A 14,091-nucleotide genomic window follows, 5' to 3' on the forward strand; every position below is an offset into this window, starting at 1 on the left:
GTTCGGCGGGCATCGCCGGAAGCCTTAACCTTCCCGCCCGTCGGCCCGGCGCCGGGTCAGGTAGGGCGCGTACTTCAGCAGGTACAGCGCGAAGGCCGCCATCCAGAGCGCCGCCGCGCTGGCGATCCAGAAGGCTTTGTATTGCGGCAACAGCAGCGGCCCGATCACGCGCGCGACAGCAGCCAGGCCGATGCATGCGTAGGCGGCGCTCTCCACCGCACCCGCTTCCAGCTTGCGGCCGGTGTGGCCCAGCGCGGTGCGCGTGATCATCCCCAGAATGGCGCAGCCGATCGCGCCCACGGTGAGGGCGTGCAGCGCCGTCGAGCGCTCGCCCCAGCCCAGGGCGGATGCCGCCAGCAGCACCAGGCCCAGCGGCAGGCATGCATACGCCAGGTGAAGGATGGCGATCAAGGGCTTGCGCACCGTGCGCCACGAGCTCCAGCCGCCAAGCCGCAGCGCTTGCGCCAGCGCAGCCAGCAGCGCGATGGCCGCGGTAGCCATGCCGCGCGGCGCCAGCGTGCAGGCGATCATCGCGGCCAGCGTCAGCGCCACCACGCTGCGCTCTACCGGCGTCGAGCGCCGGATGCGTATGCCGGGCACGGTATTGGCGGTAAACATCGGGATCACCCGCCCGCCGATCACGGTGATGAAGATGACGACCAGGCCGATGCCGGCATCGGCACTTTGCAGCGCGATGTGCACGGCGCCTCTGTTCATCGCCAGGTGGAACACCACGTTCAGTGCCCACAGCAGGAACAGGGCGGCGGCAAGGCCGTAGTTGCGCGTGCTGCCGGCGCGCACCAGCACGCGCAGGAAGGCGGCGGCGCACAGCAGCAGGAAGGCGAGGTCCAGCAGGGCTGCGGCAGGGGCGGGCCCGGTCCACATCGCCACGCGCGCCGCGAGCCACACCGCGGCGAGACCACCCAGCAGCCAACCCTGCGGCGTCTGCTGTCCCGTCCAGTTCTTGCCGGCGGTAAACAAGAAACCAGCCACAACCGCGGCGGCAAAGCCAAACACCATTTCGTGCGCATGCCACAGCATGCCGCCGATGGCCGGCTGTGCGCCGGACCAGGGCCACCAGCCCAGGTAGATGGCTGCCCACACGCCGATGGCCACCACGGCGAAGCCCGCCGCCAGCAGATAGAAGGGCCGGAACGCGAGCGCAAGCACGGGGTGGCCGTGGTATCCGGCGCCGGTTGGCGCCCGGGTAGATGGCCGGGTTTGTGGCAGGGGCAGCATGACGCTTCTCGCAAGGGGGTGGATGAAACACGGATTGCCGTTGGCGCTTCTTGGCGTTTGTTGGCGTTTGCCGGTGTTTCCAGGTGTTTGTCTGTGCGCTTGCCAACAGAGCTCGCATATCGTGCGGCGCGGCAACCCGTGAACGATTCTATAAAACAAGCATTTCAAATGCAACATAAAATGCGGATGTGTCAACGGGGCGACGGGCGGCGCGGCGACGTGACAATTTGCCGCTAAGCCGCCCGCGGCCCCGGCTGCGCAAAGGCTGAGCCGCCGCGGTGCGTGCCCGCCCGCTGGTGGTTACTAGAAGAATCTGGAAAATGGCTATGGCGGCTTATCGATTTCCTACCTACTCTGCACGTGACGGGGCCTGTGACGTATCCGGGCAAGGCCATTCTTTGCCCGGGCGACGCCGCCCGCCAAACTGAGCTAAGTTGTGACGAGCATCTTGAAGAAGGCCTCGGGGGGAGGCCTTGGCCGCCGGCCGCCACCGGCACATCCGCAACAAAACCACCCAAAGGGTCGAGCGCTTGGCCAAGCTGGTGGCCTGGCGCGCGGCAATCGTCGCCACGCGCCCGATGCGGCAGCAACCGAAACGTCCCATGAGCACAATCGCCATCCTGCTATCCGCCTTCCTGCTCTCGGTGGTCGCGCTCGCGGCCTTTATCTGGAGCATGCAGAAGGGCTTGTTCGATACTTCGCCAGCCGCGGCCAACGTCATCTTCGAGCGCGGGGAGGCGGGGCAGCCGGAAGACCCTGCCGCGGACAAGCCGCATGGGACCGCTGGCGATGCCGCGTACGACACCTCGCGCGATATCGCTGACGAATCCTCGGCGCCCGTGGTCTTCCTGTTCATCTGCTGCGCCATGGTCTGGCTGGTGGTGGCGTCGCTGGCGGGGCTGACGGCTTCGGTCAAGTTGCACGAGCCCGACTTGCTGGCTTCGGTGCCGTGGCTGTCGTTCGGCCGCATCCGCACCATCCACCTGAACGCCGTGGCCTATGGCTGGGCGCCGATGGCCGGCTTGTCCATCGCGCTGTTCCTGCTGCCGCGCCTGCTCAAGACGCGCCTGGCCGGCGCGAAGTATGCTGTACTCGGCGCGGCCTTGTGGAACGCGGGGCTCATTGCCGGGCTGGGGAGCATCGCGGCCGGGATCTCGGACGGCCTGGAGTGGCTGGAGATCCCGTGGCAGGTCGACATCCTGCTCGTGGCCGGCGGTGCGCTGGTGGGCATGCCGCTGGTGCTCACGCTGGTGAACCGCAAAGTGGATCACCTCTACGTCTCGGTCTGGTACATGGGCTGCGCGCTGTTCTGGTTCCCCGTGCTGTTCCTGGTGGCGAACATCCCCGGGCTGCACTTCGGCGTGGAGCAGGCCACCATGAACTGGTGGTTCGGCCATAACGTGCTCGGCTTGTTCTACACGCCGCTAGCGCTGGCTTCCATCTATTACTTCCTGCCCAAGATCATCGGCCAGCCCGTGCGTTCCTACGGCTTGTCCTTGCTGGGTTTCTGGGCGCTGGCGTTCTTCTATGGACAGGTCGGCGGCCATCACCTGATCGGCGGGCCGGTGCCGGGCTGGCTGATTACCTTGTCCATCGTGCAGAGCATGATGATGCTGGTGCCCGTGATTGCGTTCTCGATCAACCAGCACCAGACCATGCGCGGCCATTTCCACCGGTTGATCGATTCGCCCACGCTGCGCTTCGTCACCTTCGGCGGCATGATGTACACGCTGAGCTCGGCGCAAGGCTCGTTCGAGGCGCTGCGCGCCGTCAACCGCGTGACCCATTTCACGCACTACACGGTGGCGCATGCGCATCTGGGACTGTACGGCTTTGTCAGCTTTGCGTTCTTTGGCGCCATCTACTTCATGGTGCCGCGCGTGACCGGCCGCGAGTGGCCGTACCGCTGGCTGATCTACGCGCACTTCTGGCTCGCGGTGGCCGGCATCGGCGTGTACTTCATCGGGCTGTCCATCGGCGGCACGCTGCAGGGCTATGCCATGCTCGATGCCAGCAAGCCCTTCATGGATTCCGTGGCCGTCACCATCCCTTACCTGAAAGCGCGCTCCGTCGGGGGCGGCATGATGCTGCTCGGCCATCTGTGCTTCGTCGCCAATTTTGTCTGCGCCATCCTTGGCCTGGGACCCAACCGGGACCGGCCTGCCTTGTTCCACCAAGGCCGCAAGCGGGCACTGGGAGCCTGAATCGTGAACAATGAAAAAGCCCTGCTGGCCGGCGGCATGACCATGCTCGCGCTGGCAACGAGCGCGCTGGTCGTGATCCCCTATCTGCAGCTCCGGGACGTCAAGCCCACCGAAGGCGTCAAGCCGTATTCCGCCGCGCAACTGCGCGGGCGCGAGGTCTATATCGCCAACGGCTGCGTCTATTGCCATTCGCAGCAGCCGCGCGATGCCTCGTTCGCGCCGGACGCCAAGCGTGGCTGGGGCCGGGTGTCGGTGGCGGGCGATTACTACTACGATCACCCACACCTGCTCGGCACCATGCGCACCGGGCCGGACCTGATGAACATCGGCGTGCGCCAGCCGAGTGCCGACTGGCACCTCGGCCACCTGTTCCAGCCGCGCGCCTACGTGCCCGGCAGCATCATGCCGAGCTATCCGTTCCTGTTCGACGTGAAGGACAAGGCGGACCCCGGCGACAAGGTGGTCAACCTGCCGGAGGCCTTCAATCCGCCGGGCAAGATCGTGGTGGCATCGGCAACCGCGCTCGACCTGGTTTCGTACCTGCAATCGCTGAATCGCACCGGCGCCGTCCTGCCCGCGCCGCCCGCGGCCAAGGCCGCGCCGTAGCCCCCGGAGACACAGATGGACAGCCCATCGGAAAAGCGCCGGGCCGCAGCGGCCCGATCCCGCGAGAATGCGGACCCGCATGAAAACCGCGCACCCATGCCCAAGGTGGTGCTGGTGCTGGTGGTGGCCCTGGTAGCCTGGGGCTGCTGGTATATCGCCACCGCGCCCATCAACGCGCCGGCGGAACTGGGCGACCGCCGCACCTTGGCCGATCTCCAGGGCAGCGGCAAGGCCGCCGGCGGTGCCGTGGATGGCGCCGCCGTGTTCCAGGCGCGCTGCGTGGCTTGCCACCAGGCCACGGGGCAGGGCTTGCCGGGTGTGTTCCCGCCGCTGGCCGGCTCGGAGTGGGTCAACGGCAAGGACGCCAAGGTTGCCTCCATCGTGCTGCGCGGCATCACCGGCAAGCTGACGGTCAAGGGCGCCACGTACAACGGCGCCATGCCGGCATTCGCGGATCAGCTGAGCGATGCCGAGGTCGCGGCGGTGCTCACGCATGTGCGCAGCCAGTGGGGCAACACCTCGCCCGCGATCACGGAAGATATCGTCAAGGCGGCGCGCGCGCAGACCGCGGCCATGACCGCACCGTTCGACGGCGATGCCGCGCTTGGCGCGCCGGGTGGCTAGCATGCTGTCGCGCACTCGCCCGGCATGGCCGGCATCGGCCTTGTTGCTGGTGCTGGTGCTGGCCGTCGCGGGTTTGCGCTATCTCACCTTTGGCTTTACTGCCTGGACGCTGGACGACCGGCGCGAGACGCGCATCGCGCAAGGCGCGCTGGTGCTGCCGGCCATCGAGACGCGCAATCAAGCGGGCGAGCCCGCGCGGCTGTTCGGCGCGGGGCGGGAGCAGGGCGCGCAGTTCTTCCTGGTGGATTTCATCTACACGCGCTGCCTGAGCGTGTGCCGCGCGCTCGGCTCAGAGTTCGAGCAATTGCAGGGCCGCATCCGTGCCGACGGGCTGGACGGCCGCATTGGCCTGGTATCCCTATCCTTCGACCCCGCCGGCGACGACACCGCCAGCCTTGCCGCATATGCCAGGGCGCATCATGCACAACTGCCCGGCTGGCAGGTGGCCGCGCCCGTCGCCGCGCCCGCCATGCAGGCGCTGCTGCGCGACGCGGATGTCATCGCTATCCCGGATGGGCTCGGCGGCTTCGAGCACAACGGCGGCGTGCACGTGGCCGACGCCCATGGCCGGGTGCTGGCCGTCTACGCGCTGGCCGACTACCAGCAGGCCTACGACTTCGCGCGCAGGCATCTGCCATGAATCCGCAATCCGCCGTGCAGCAACCGTGTCCCCACCATTGGCCGGCGCGCCGGGCCGGTCTTGCCGGCGGGCTGGCGGTGCTAGCCGTGACGCTGTGCGTGCCGCGTGTGCATGCCTTGCTGGAGGGCTCGATGACGCTGCAGATGCTGGTGCTGCTGCCGGGCCTGTTCTGCGCGGGCTGCGCGCTGCCCTGGCTGATCTCGGACGCGCGGCGCGAGCGAATCACGGCGTTGCGGCCCTACGCTCCGAGCCTGCTGGCGTTCGCCTTGCTGGCCTACGGCGCATGGATGCTTCCCGTCGCGCTGGATCTCAGCCGGCTGGAATTTCCGACCCTGGTGGCCAAGTACGCGCTGGTGGTGGCAGCGGGCATCGCCGCGCATTTCGGCTTCAAGGTGAGCGCCTGGCCGCTGGTGTTGTTCTTCGGCGGAAACTACATATGGATGGGCTTGACCTTCGGGATGCTGTTCATCGATAGCGAGACGCGCCTTTGCGCCAGCTACCTGCTGGCCGACCAGCGCATCGCGGGCGTGGGCCTGGTGATCTATTCGGGCCTGCTGGGCATCTGGTTGCTGCTATGGGCCGCCGGGAAGGCAGAGCAGCCGCACGGGACGGCGGGGGCAAGGCGGCAGGAAGGCAAGTAGGCAAGCAGGCAAGTAGGCAAGCAGGCAGGCCGGTTTGCCCCCCATTCATGCAAGCTCCCGCCCGCCTTCAATGCGCGGCCGCACCAGCGGCAGCATTGCCGCCCTTGGCCGGCTTGGTGAACCAGATCAGCGGAATGATCATGATGAAGATCACGCCCGAGATCCAGAAGATATCGTTCAACCCTAGCATGGCGGCTTGCGTGGTGAGGTTGCGTTCGAAAAACGCCATCGCCTGGTCATGGCTGAAGCCGACCGTGGCTTGCAAGGCTTCCAGCGCGTGCACAAAGGCCGGGTTGTGTTGGCTGGCCTGCTCCGCGAGTTGCGAGTGATGCAGGACATTGCGGTCGTTCCAGGCCGTGCTGGCCAGCGACGTCCCTACCGCGCCGGTGAACACGCGCACAAAATTCGACAGGCCCGCGGCGGCCGGGATCTTGTCCGGCGACAGCCCCGACAGGATGATCGCGGTCAGTGGCACGAAGAACAGCGCGGTGGGGATGCCTTGCAACAACGTGGGCAACACCAGCGTCCAGGTGTCCACGGTGGTGGTGTAGCCCGAGCGCATGAAGAACACGGCGGCGAAGCCGGCAAAGGCCATGGTCGCCAGCACCCGCGCATCGGAGCGCGGCATGATCTTGCCCAGCGCCGGCGCCAGTATCACGGCGAAGATGCCCAGCGGAGCGGTCACCAGGCCGGCGTTCACGGCCGGGTAGCCAAGGTACTGCTGCATCCATTGCGGCAGCAGGACCAGATTGGCGAAGAATACGCCGTAGGCTACCGAGATCGCCACGGTGCCGCCCAGGAAGTTGCGCCCGGCGAACAGCCTGAGATCGACAATCGGATGTTCCTCGGTCAGCTCCCAGATCACGAAGAAGATAAAGCTGATCAACGCAACGACACCCAGGCCCACGATCAGCGACGAATGGAACCAGTCGAGATCCTTGCCCTTGTCGAGCATGATCTGCAGCGCTGCCACCCAGGTGATGAGCGAAGCCAGGCCAACCTTGTCGATCGGCAGTGCGCGCTTCGGTGTTTCACGCGAGCGGTAGATGATCCAGGTGACGGCGGCAGCGAACAGGCCTACGGGAATGTTGATGTAGAAGATCCAGGACCAGGAGTAGCGGTCGGTCATCCAGCCGCCCAGCGCCGGGCCGGCAATCGGGCCCACGGTAGCCGTCATGGCCCACAGCGCCAGCGCCGTGGAACTGCGTTGCCTGGGATACGAGCCAAGCAGGATGGCCTGCGAGAGCGGAATCAGCGGGCCGGCCACGGCGCCTTGCAGCACGCGCGCGGCCAGCAGGATCGGCAGGGTGGGCGCAATGCCGCACAGCCAGGATGACAGCACGAACAACAGGATGGCGCCGACGAACAGGCGGATTTGCCCGATGCGCTGGGTCAGCCAGCCTGTGAGCGGGATCGATACCGCGTTGGCGGCGGCGAACAGCGTGATGACCCACGTGCCTTCGTCCACCGACACACCGAGGTTGCCGGAGATGGTGGGAATGGCCACGTTGGCGATCGACGAGTCGAGCACGTTCATGAAGGTGGCGAGCGCTACCGCGAAGGTGGCTAGCACCAGCTTGCCGCCGGCAAGCGGCGGGGGCTGGAGCGGTTCGGCTGTGTTGGCGTTTTCCATGGTGAACTCGACGGGTCTCTGGCTGGTGCCGGCCGGCTTTCGCCGGATTTGATTGCTATTTAAAAATCTGAGTTATCAGATAAATGGCGAAGAAAAATCCTGGCGAGGCATTACAGGGCAGCACCCTTGGCCGGTTTTTCCGCTGTCTTCGCAGCCACCGCGGCAATCGCGGTGGCCTGTGCGCCCTGGCTCGATGCGCCCGAAGTGCTGTTCAGCGCGATGATGCGAGCGATTTCAGCGTCGGCTTGCTCCCCATAGCCACGGTAGACATTGGTGCTGTAGGTGGTTTTCTTGACCGCGCCGAGTTGCGCGCCGCTGCGGTCCCTGGTGTCCACCTCGGCCTGCATCGACAAGCCGATCTGCAGCGGGTGGGCACGCAGCTCCGCGGGGTCAAGTTCGATGCGGGCGGGCAGGCGTTGCACCACCTTGATCCAGTTGCCGGTGGCGTTTTGCGCGGGCAGGGCCGAGAACGCGCTGCCGGTGCCGGCCGAGAAGCCCACCACGCGGCCGTGATAGCGCACGCTGCTGCCGTACACGTCCGCGCGCAGCTCGACTGGCTGGCCGATTCGTATGTGCTGGAGCTGCACTTCCTTGAAGTTGGCATCGACCCACACGCCATCCAGCGGGACGATGGCCATCATCGGCGCGCCCGGGGCTACGCGCTGGCCGACCTGCACCGAGCGGCGCGCCACATAGCCCGTGACCGGCGCCGGCAGCGTGTTGCGCGCCAGGGCGAGGTGCGCGTCGCGCAGCTTGGCGGCGGCGGCCTGCACGGCAGGATGCTCGGCGACCGTGGTGTGGTCGGTCATGGTGCGGTTGGACGCAAGTTGCTGGCGGGCGGCTTCGAGCGCGGCCTCGGCGGTCTTGACCGCGTCGCGGGCGTGGGCCACGTCTTCCGCGGACACGGCCCCGGTTTCCGTCACCTGGCTGCGGCGCTGGAAGTCGTCGCGGGCCTTGGCCAGGTCAGCCTGGCGCTGCAGGATCGCGGCCTGGTAGACGTTGTTGTTGACGTAGAGGGCGCTGACCTGGCGCACCGTTTGCGCGAGTTGTGCCTGGGCGTTGCCCAGCGCGACCTGCGCATCGGCCGGGTCGAGATTGACCACGGCTTCGCCGGCCTGGACGATCTGCGTGTCGTCGGCGTTGACGCTGATCACGGTGCCGCTGACCTGCGGCGTGAGCTGCACGAGGTTGCCGTTGACATAGGCGTCGTCGGTGTTTTCGTGGTGCACGGCGTAGGTGAAATAGTAGCCAGCGTAGCCGCCGGCGGCAATCAGGCCGGCCAGGCCCAGCGTGGCGAGCAGGCGCTTGCGGGTGGCCATCTTGCTGGCGGGGGCGGTGCTGCTGCTGTCGGCAGCGGATTCGGTCTGGGTAGCTTCGGTCATTTTGATCACCTCGGTGACGGTATCGGTGGCGGTATCGGTGGCGTTGGTGGCGTTGAGCGGTTATTGCGGCGATTGCGGCGATTGCGGCTGTTCGGGAGCGCCCGCCACGCCGGACGTATCCGTGTAGCCGCCGCCAAGAGACGCCGCCAGCGCGATCTGGCGGTCGCGGCGCGTCATGCGCAGCTGGGCCACGGCCTGGGTGCGGGCCAGCGCGCTGGTCTCGGCGTTCAGCACGGTGAGCTGGGTCGTCAGGCCCTGGCGATATTGCGCAAGGGCCAGGTCGCGGGCGCGGCGGCTGTTTTGCTCGGCGCGCAGTGCATCGACCAGTTGCGCATCGATCGTGCGGATCTGGGCCAGTTGCGTTGCCACGTCGGTCAGGGCGCCGATCAGCGTCTGGTTGTAGTTCGCCACCGCCATGTCGAATTCCGCGTAGCGGCCCTTTAGCTGCGCGCGCAGCGCGCCGGCATCGAAGATCGGCAGGTGGATGGCCGGGCCGGCGCTGGCGGTGCGGCTGGCGGCGGTGAGAAAGCGGCCAAAGCCGAAGGCATCCAGGCCAATCGTGGCGCTCAGGTTGATGTCGGGGTAGAAGCCGGCCTTGGCCCCCTTGATGTCGTGGGTGCTGGCATCCACGCGCCACCGCGCGGCAACGATGTCGGGGCGGCGCGAGACCAGGTCGGCCGGGAGGTTGTCCGGCAGGCGCACCGTATCGCCGGGGCTGAGCGTGGGCCGCGCGAGGGCCAGAGCGCGGTCCGGGCCGCGGCCGAGCAGGGCGCCCAGCTGGTAGCGGGCATTGAGGATGGCGCCGTTGAGCGCCGTGACTGTGGCGTTGCTGGCGTCGAGGTTGGCGTCGGCGGTGCGCTGTTCCACTTCGGTGTCCAGGCCGGAGGCGGCGCGGGCGTGGGTGATGCGGGCCAGCGCGCCGCGCTGCCTGACTTCGTTCTGGGCGATGTCGAGCAGGGCGTACAGGCGGGCCAGTTCGTTATAGGCGCGGGCCACGGCCGAGCTGACGGACAGGCGCACCTGTTCCGATTCGGCCTCGGCAGCGCGGCGGGCCGAGACCGATGAGGCCAGCGCCTCGCGGTTCTTGCCCCACAGGTCGAGTTCATACGTGGCGCTGATCACGCCACGGTTTTCGGTCTGCCAGGAACCCGCGACGGGCGGAGGCACCATGGCCGTGGCCGAGTACTGCTGGCGGGTCAAGGCGTAACCGGCATCCACACGCGGCAAGGTGTTGGCATTGGCGCCTTCGCTGTAGGCCGCGGCGGCGGCCAGGCGAGCCTTGGCCATGTCGATCGACGGGCTGCCTTCGAGCGCCTCGGCAATCAGCGCGCGCAGCTGCGCGTCGCCGAACTGGGCGGCCCAGTCCGCCGCGGGCCAGCGGCCTTGCTCGGCGGGCAGGCTGGCGGTCGCCTCCAGCGTGGTGGGGTCGGTGATGTGCTTGTCGCTGGAGATGCCCGCGTAGCTGGCGCAGCCGGCCAGCCAGGCGCTGAGCAGCAGGGGCAGGACCTTGGCGGAGCGCAGGGCGCGGCCGGTCGCTCGAGAAATCTGCGTTTTCATTTTCTGATTTGTCAGATAAATGGTTAAAAAATAAGGCGCGCTCAGGCGGCGGAGAATTTGTCGAGCAGGCGCAACAATTCGTTGAACTCGCTCTTGCTGAAATTCTTGAGGCGCGCATTGAGCACCTCGGGGGCGATCTCCGGGATCTGGTCGGCAACGCTGTGGCCCTTGGCGGTGAGTTCCAGGTTCACCACGCGGCGGTCATCCACGCTGCGCGAGCGGGTCAGGAGGCCCTTGTGCTCCAGCTTGTCGAGGATGCGGGTCATCAGGCCGGTGTCGATCACCAGCAGCTTGCTCAGCTCGAACGGGGTCGTGGCCGTGCCGTGCGACAGCGACAGCAGGATGCCCATCTGCTGGGCGGTGATATCCAGGTCCTTCAGGGCCGCGTCCATCTCCATCAGCACGAGATTGCGGGCCTTGTTGAGATAAAAACCGACGCTCTCCGTCAGGTTGAAAGTCCCTTTCGTGTAGTGCTTCATGGCTACCTCCTGTCTTCCGTCTGCTGGCTGGATAGTATTTGATAAGTCAGATAAATTCAAGGTCAGAATCTACATTCTTTAGCGCGTGCGCAAAGGGCGGTCAACAGGTCCCGAATGTGCCGCTTGCCGGCGTGGATGGCTACGCGTTCACCCCGCGGCTGGCGAAATACCGGGCCGGAGAATCGCCAAAGGCACGGCGGAACATGGCGATGAAGTTGCTTGGCGTGGCGTAGCCCAGCGCCGGCGCAACTTCGCCCACGGCCTCGCCGCGAGCTAGCCGCTCCAGCGCCAGCCTGGCGTCGCAGCGCGGGACAGAGGTGTTGCTGGGCGCCAGCGGCCGCAAGCGTAGCGGGTCCTGGCCGGCTAGGCGTGGAGATCGGGGAAGGGGGCGACGTGACCTTGCGCACACAGACATACCCAGCGCGGCCAAGCGAAGGGGCCGCGCGCGGTTGCCGCTGCAAAGATCCGAACCCGGGGCGCTATTGCCCGGGAGTCAGCATGGCCACGCGGCGGCGCGGCACATGGGTGGCCGCGCCTTTTGGCTGCACACTACTTCGATTTCGCGCCGTCCGTGTACGGGTCGGCCTTGCCGGCCTTGGCGCCATCCGTATAAGGATCGGCCTTGCCGGCCTTGGCCCCGTCCGTGTAGGGATCGGGCTTGCCTTGCGCGGCATTCAGGTCCATTTGCGTGGATTGCTTCGCGCCATCCGTGTACGGATCGAACTTGCCGGTTTTCGCCCCATCCGTATAGGGATCGGCCTTGCCGGCCTTGGCCCCGTCGGTGTATGGGTCGAACTTCTTCTGCTGGCCATAGCTCAAGCCTGAAGCCGTTGCGGCGGCGACAAGTAACGTCAACGTGAGTACTCTGCGCATCTCTTGCTCCGGTGGTAAGGAGGTGGTCGCCTGTGGTTCAGCGAGGGTGCGCCCGGTCACAGGCCGGCCGGAATAGCTGGCATCTGCGCCACGCCAGGCAAGCTGGGGCGGCAACCTCGGTGGGCCAGCGGGGCACGCAAGTGAAGGCTGGCCGGGGTGCATGCGTGCTCGCCCCCGTCTGCCTATGCTGCGTCCCGCACAGTTCATCCTAGGAGTGAATCCGGGGAGGCCGTAGTAAAACGTTGTAAATCCTTGTTGCGCTCTTTTCCTTTCGGCCGCGCCCTGTCCCGGAGCGTGAACGGTGTGCAGCGGCCGGTGCATTCCCCCCGATTTTCCTGGTTTTCCCCGGCTTTTCTTCGCGCTTTCTTCGCGCGTCTTGCCACGTCTCATGTGCGCTTCGCGCGGTATCTTGAGCTTCTGGCATCCGATCTGAAAAACCCCTTGACTATCTATCTACCAGTAGATAATATTCAGCACATGGAAGCCGCTGCTCCGCCCCAGCAAGAAAGCTGAAGCAGGAAAGAGGATCCAGCGCAGCACCCGGGGACTCCCCGTTTTTTTTGGCTAGCTTATCTATCTACTGGTAGATAACGACGAGAAAAGCAAAGGGTTCCAAAGCGTACCGATTCGATTCCGCCCAAGCGCGGATCCTCAAATGCAAATGGAGAACATCATGACCTCGAACCTCTTCGCCAAGACCCTGATCACCGCCGCCGCCCTTGCCGCCGCGTTCGTTGCCGGTACCGCCCAGGCTTCGGGCCCGAAGGACAGCACGTTCTCGGGTGACAAGTACGGCTACGTGTTCCGCACCACTACGCCCGACGCCTTTACCGACGGCGCGCGCAGCGGCAAGTTCGACCCGTTCACCGAAGGGGCTCGCGTTGGCAAGGCCGACCCGTACACGGACGGTGCCCGCATCGTAGCCGGCCTGGACCGCACTGGTGTGTCGGCCAGCCCGGCCCGCAGCGTTGACGCTTATACCGACGGCGCCCGCAGCGGCAAGTTCGACCCGTACACCGAAGGCGCACGCGTTGGCAAGGCTGACCCGTACACCGATGGTGCCCGCATCGTAGCCGGCCTGGATCGCAGCGGCGTCTCCGCTAGCCCGGCGCGCAGCGTAGACGCCTACACCGATGGCGCGCGTGGCGGCAAGTTCGACGTGTTCAGCGAAGGCGCCAATGCCTGAGCGCGGCAAAGGCATCCCGGCGATCGCCGCCTGGATGCCCGATAGCGGTTGGGAAACAGAGTGAGCGTGAAATAGAGTGGGGGTGCATCATGAATTTACGGGACAGCTTCCTGATCCTGGCCGGCTGGGTGGTTCTCTGCGTCGCCAGTGGCTCTGCCATCACCGTGGTGGCGCAAGTGCTCCCGGCTTGAGCCGGCATGGGGTGCTGATAAGCGCAATGAAGGCGTAACTTAGGGCCAACTAAGCTGCCTTGTTGCGACCGCACACGAAATTGGCTTGAGGATCTATCGATAGATAGATAAGATCACGCTATGAAAACGCAATCCGTACGCGAACAACTGCTCGAACACACGCTGGTGCTTATCCGCCGGCGCGGTTTCAATGGTTTCAGCTATCGCGACCTGGCCGAGCTGGTCGGCGTGAAGACCTCGAGCATCCATTATTACTTCCCCGCCAAGGACGACCTGGTGCTGGAGGCGGTGAAGGAATACAGCGCCCGCATCGCCGAGCGGCTGCGCAGCGTGGATTCCTCGCTTTCCCCTGCCGCGCAGGCCGAGGGCTACCTCAACTTCCTGCGTACCGCGGCCTGCGGCGACCAGATCTGTCTCGCGGGCATGTTGTCCACCGAGACGCTGTGCCTGCCGGAGTCGGTCCACGCCGAACTCAAGGCGTTCTACCGCATGAACGAGAACTGGCTGATGGGGCTGATCGAGCGCGCGCAGAAGGATTACGGCAAGGTCTACCCGGTGACGGCTCGCGCGCTGGCGCAGGTGATCTACGGCGCGCTGCAGAACGGCTTGATCGTTGCGCGGCTGTTTGGGGCGCCTGAGCGGCTGGAGTCCGCCGCGGACCTGCTGATGGCTTCGGTATCCGAGTAGTACGTATTGCTGACAAGCCTGAAGCAATAGCCGAAGGCGCTGAACAGGCCAAAGCCGCGCGCCATGACGAAGGCTGTCGCTCCCTACTCCCCTCAGGGGGAGAGCGGAGTAGGGCAGCGCCGAGCCGGCTTTGTCAACAAGTTGAGCCG

At 66.2% G+C, this 14,091-nt stretch carries 13 protein-coding genes and 1 pseudogene; 7 read left to right on the forward strand and 7 right to left on the reverse strand.

The features are described from left to right. Positions 1–24 precede the first annotated feature (24 nt). Complete coding sequence (locus RR42_RS09195) at positions 25–1,239, reverse strand: NnrS family protein (protein WP_043345975.1); 1,215 nt, start codon at positions 1,237–1,239, stop codon at positions 25–27. Positions 1,240–1,841: 602 nt separating this feature from the next. Here RR42_RS09195 and RR42_RS09200 point away from each other — a divergent pair. Genes RR42_RS09200 through RR42_RS09220 form a run of 5 tightly spaced genes read left to right on the forward strand, consistent with a single transcriptional unit; the run spans position 1,842 to position 5,954 of the window. Next, positions 1,842–3,443, forward strand: coding sequence for a cbb3-type cytochrome c oxidase subunit I (locus RR42_RS09200; RefSeq protein ID WP_043351707.1), 1,602 nt, complete (start codon positions 1,842–1,844; stop codon positions 3,441–3,443). Positions 3,444–3,446: 3 nt separating this feature from the next. Beyond that, positions 3,447–4,049, forward strand: coding sequence for a cbb3-type cytochrome c oxidase subunit II (locus RR42_RS09205; protein WP_043345976.1), 603 nt, complete (start codon positions 3,447–3,449; stop codon positions 4,047–4,049). A gap of 15 nt (positions 4,050–4,064) precedes the next feature. Continuing rightward, positions 4,065–4,673 (forward strand): c-type cytochrome, encoded by a 609-nt coding sequence (locus tag RR42_RS09210; protein ID WP_043345977.1) that lies wholly within the window; start codon positions 4,065–4,067, stop codon positions 4,671–4,673. Between the two features lies 1 nt (position 4,674). Next, the gene (locus RR42_RS09215) at positions 4,675–5,313 is read left to right on the forward strand and encodes an SCO family protein (RefSeq protein ID WP_052494776.1); all 639 of its coding nucleotides are present in this window, start codon (positions 4,675–4,677) and stop codon (positions 5,311–5,313) included. Continuing rightward, a complete protein-coding gene (locus tag RR42_RS09220; RefSeq protein WP_052494546.1) occupies positions 5,310–5,954 on the forward strand; it encodes a hypothetical protein in 645 nt (214 codons plus the stop codon). The genes RR42_RS09215 and RR42_RS09220 overlap by 4 nt, the downstream gene beginning before the upstream one ends. Positions 5,955–6,021: 67 nt before the next feature. Here RR42_RS09220 and RR42_RS09225 read toward each other — a convergent pair whose 3' ends face one another. The 6 genes and pseudogenes from RR42_RS09225 to RR42_RS09250 all read right to left on the reverse strand — a co-directional run bounded on the left by RR42_RS09225 (position 6,022) and on the right by RR42_RS09250 (position 11,878). After that, positions 6,022–7,587, reverse strand: a complete 1,566-nt coding sequence (locus tag RR42_RS09225) for a DHA2 family efflux MFS transporter permease subunit (protein WP_043345979.1) — start codon at positions 7,585–7,587, stop codon at positions 6,022–6,024. Positions 7,588–7,697: 110 nt separating this feature from the next. Further along, the gene (locus tag RR42_RS09230) at positions 7,698–8,969 is read right to left on the reverse strand and encodes an efflux RND transporter periplasmic adaptor subunit (RefSeq protein WP_043345980.1); all 1,272 of its coding nucleotides are present in this window, start codon (positions 8,967–8,969) and stop codon (positions 7,698–7,700) included. 60 nt (positions 8,970–9,029) lie between these two features. Then, complete coding sequence (locus tag RR42_RS09235) at positions 9,030–10,526, reverse strand: efflux transporter outer membrane subunit (protein WP_052494547.1); 1,497 nt, start codon at positions 10,524–10,526, stop codon at positions 9,030–9,032. Positions 10,527–10,567: 41 nt separating this feature from the next. Further along, positions 10,568–11,005, reverse strand: coding sequence for a MarR family winged helix-turn-helix transcriptional regulator (locus RR42_RS09240; RefSeq protein ID WP_043345982.1), 438 nt, complete (start codon positions 11,003–11,005; stop codon positions 10,568–10,570). A gap of 139 nt (positions 11,006–11,144) precedes the next feature. Next, positions 11,145–11,312: pseudogene (locus RR42_RS09245) on the reverse strand (helix-turn-helix domain-containing protein); the annotation flags it as partial. 242 nt (positions 11,313–11,554) lie between these two features. Further along, on the reverse strand, positions 11,555–11,878 hold the full coding sequence (locus RR42_RS09250) for a hypothetical protein (protein WP_043345985.1): 324 nt from the start codon (positions 11,876–11,878) through the stop codon (positions 11,555–11,557). Between the two features lie 673 nt (positions 11,879–12,551). Here RR42_RS09250 and RR42_RS09255 point away from each other — a divergent pair. Beyond that, the gene (locus RR42_RS09255) at positions 12,552–13,064 is read left to right on the forward strand and encodes a hypothetical protein (RefSeq protein ID WP_043351716.1); all 513 of its coding nucleotides are present in this window, start codon (positions 12,552–12,554) and stop codon (positions 13,062–13,064) included. Between the two features lie 311 nt (positions 13,065–13,375). Further along, positions 13,376–13,942 (forward strand): TetR/AcrR family transcriptional regulator, encoded by a 567-nt coding sequence (locus RR42_RS09260; RefSeq protein WP_043345987.1) that lies wholly within the window; start codon positions 13,376–13,378, stop codon positions 13,940–13,942. Positions 13,943–14,091 lie beyond the last annotated feature (149 nt).

It is taken from the genome of Cupriavidus basilensis, assembly GCF_000832305.1.
Lineage (GTDB): Bacteria > Pseudomonadota > Gammaproteobacteria > Burkholderiales > Burkholderiaceae > Cupriavidus > Cupriavidus basilensis_F.

Coding starts and splice junctions, on each gene's coding strand:
- RR42_RS09235 (WP_052494547.1), bottom strand. CDS start 10,526: ATGAAAACGCAGATTTCTCGAGCGACCGGCCGCGCCCTGCGCTCCGCC.
- RR42_RS09255 (WP_043351716.1), top strand. CDS start 12,552: ATGACCTCGAACCTCTTCGCCAAGACCCTGATCACCGCCGCCGCCCTT.
- RR42_RS09200 (WP_043351707.1), top strand. CDS start 1,842: ATGAGCACAATCGCCATCCTGCTATCCGCCTTCCTGCTCTCGGTGGTC.
- RR42_RS09230 (WP_043345980.1), bottom strand. CDS start 8,969: ATGACCGAAGCTACCCAGACCGAATCCGCTGCCGACAGCAGCAGCACC.
- RR42_RS09220 (WP_052494546.1), top strand. CDS start 5,310: ATGAATCCGCAATCCGCCGTGCAGCAACCGTGTCCCCACCATTGGCCG.
- RR42_RS09210 (WP_043345977.1), top strand. CDS start 4,065: ATGGACAGCCCATCGGAAAAGCGCCGGGCCGCAGCGGCCCGATCCCGC.
- RR42_RS09225 (WP_043345979.1), bottom strand. CDS start 7,587: ATGGAAAACGCCAACACAGCCGAACCGCTCCAGCCCCCGCCGCTTGCC.
- RR42_RS09240 (WP_043345982.1), bottom strand. CDS start 11,005: ATGAAGCACTACACGAAAGGGACTTTCAACCTGACGGAGAGCGTCGGT.
- RR42_RS09195 (WP_043345975.1), bottom strand. CDS start 1,239: ATGCTGCCCCTGCCACAAACCCGGCCATCTACCCGGGCGCCAACCGGC.
- RR42_RS09260 (WP_043345987.1), top strand. CDS start 13,376: ATGAAAACGCAATCCGTACGCGAACAACTGCTCGAACACACGCTGGTG.
- RR42_RS09250 (WP_043345985.1), bottom strand. CDS start 11,878: ATGCGCAGAGTACTCACGTTGACGTTACTTGTCGCCGCCGCAACGGCT.
- RR42_RS09215 (WP_052494776.1), top strand. CDS start 4,675: ATGCTGTCGCGCACTCGCCCGGCATGGCCGGCATCGGCCTTGTTGCTG.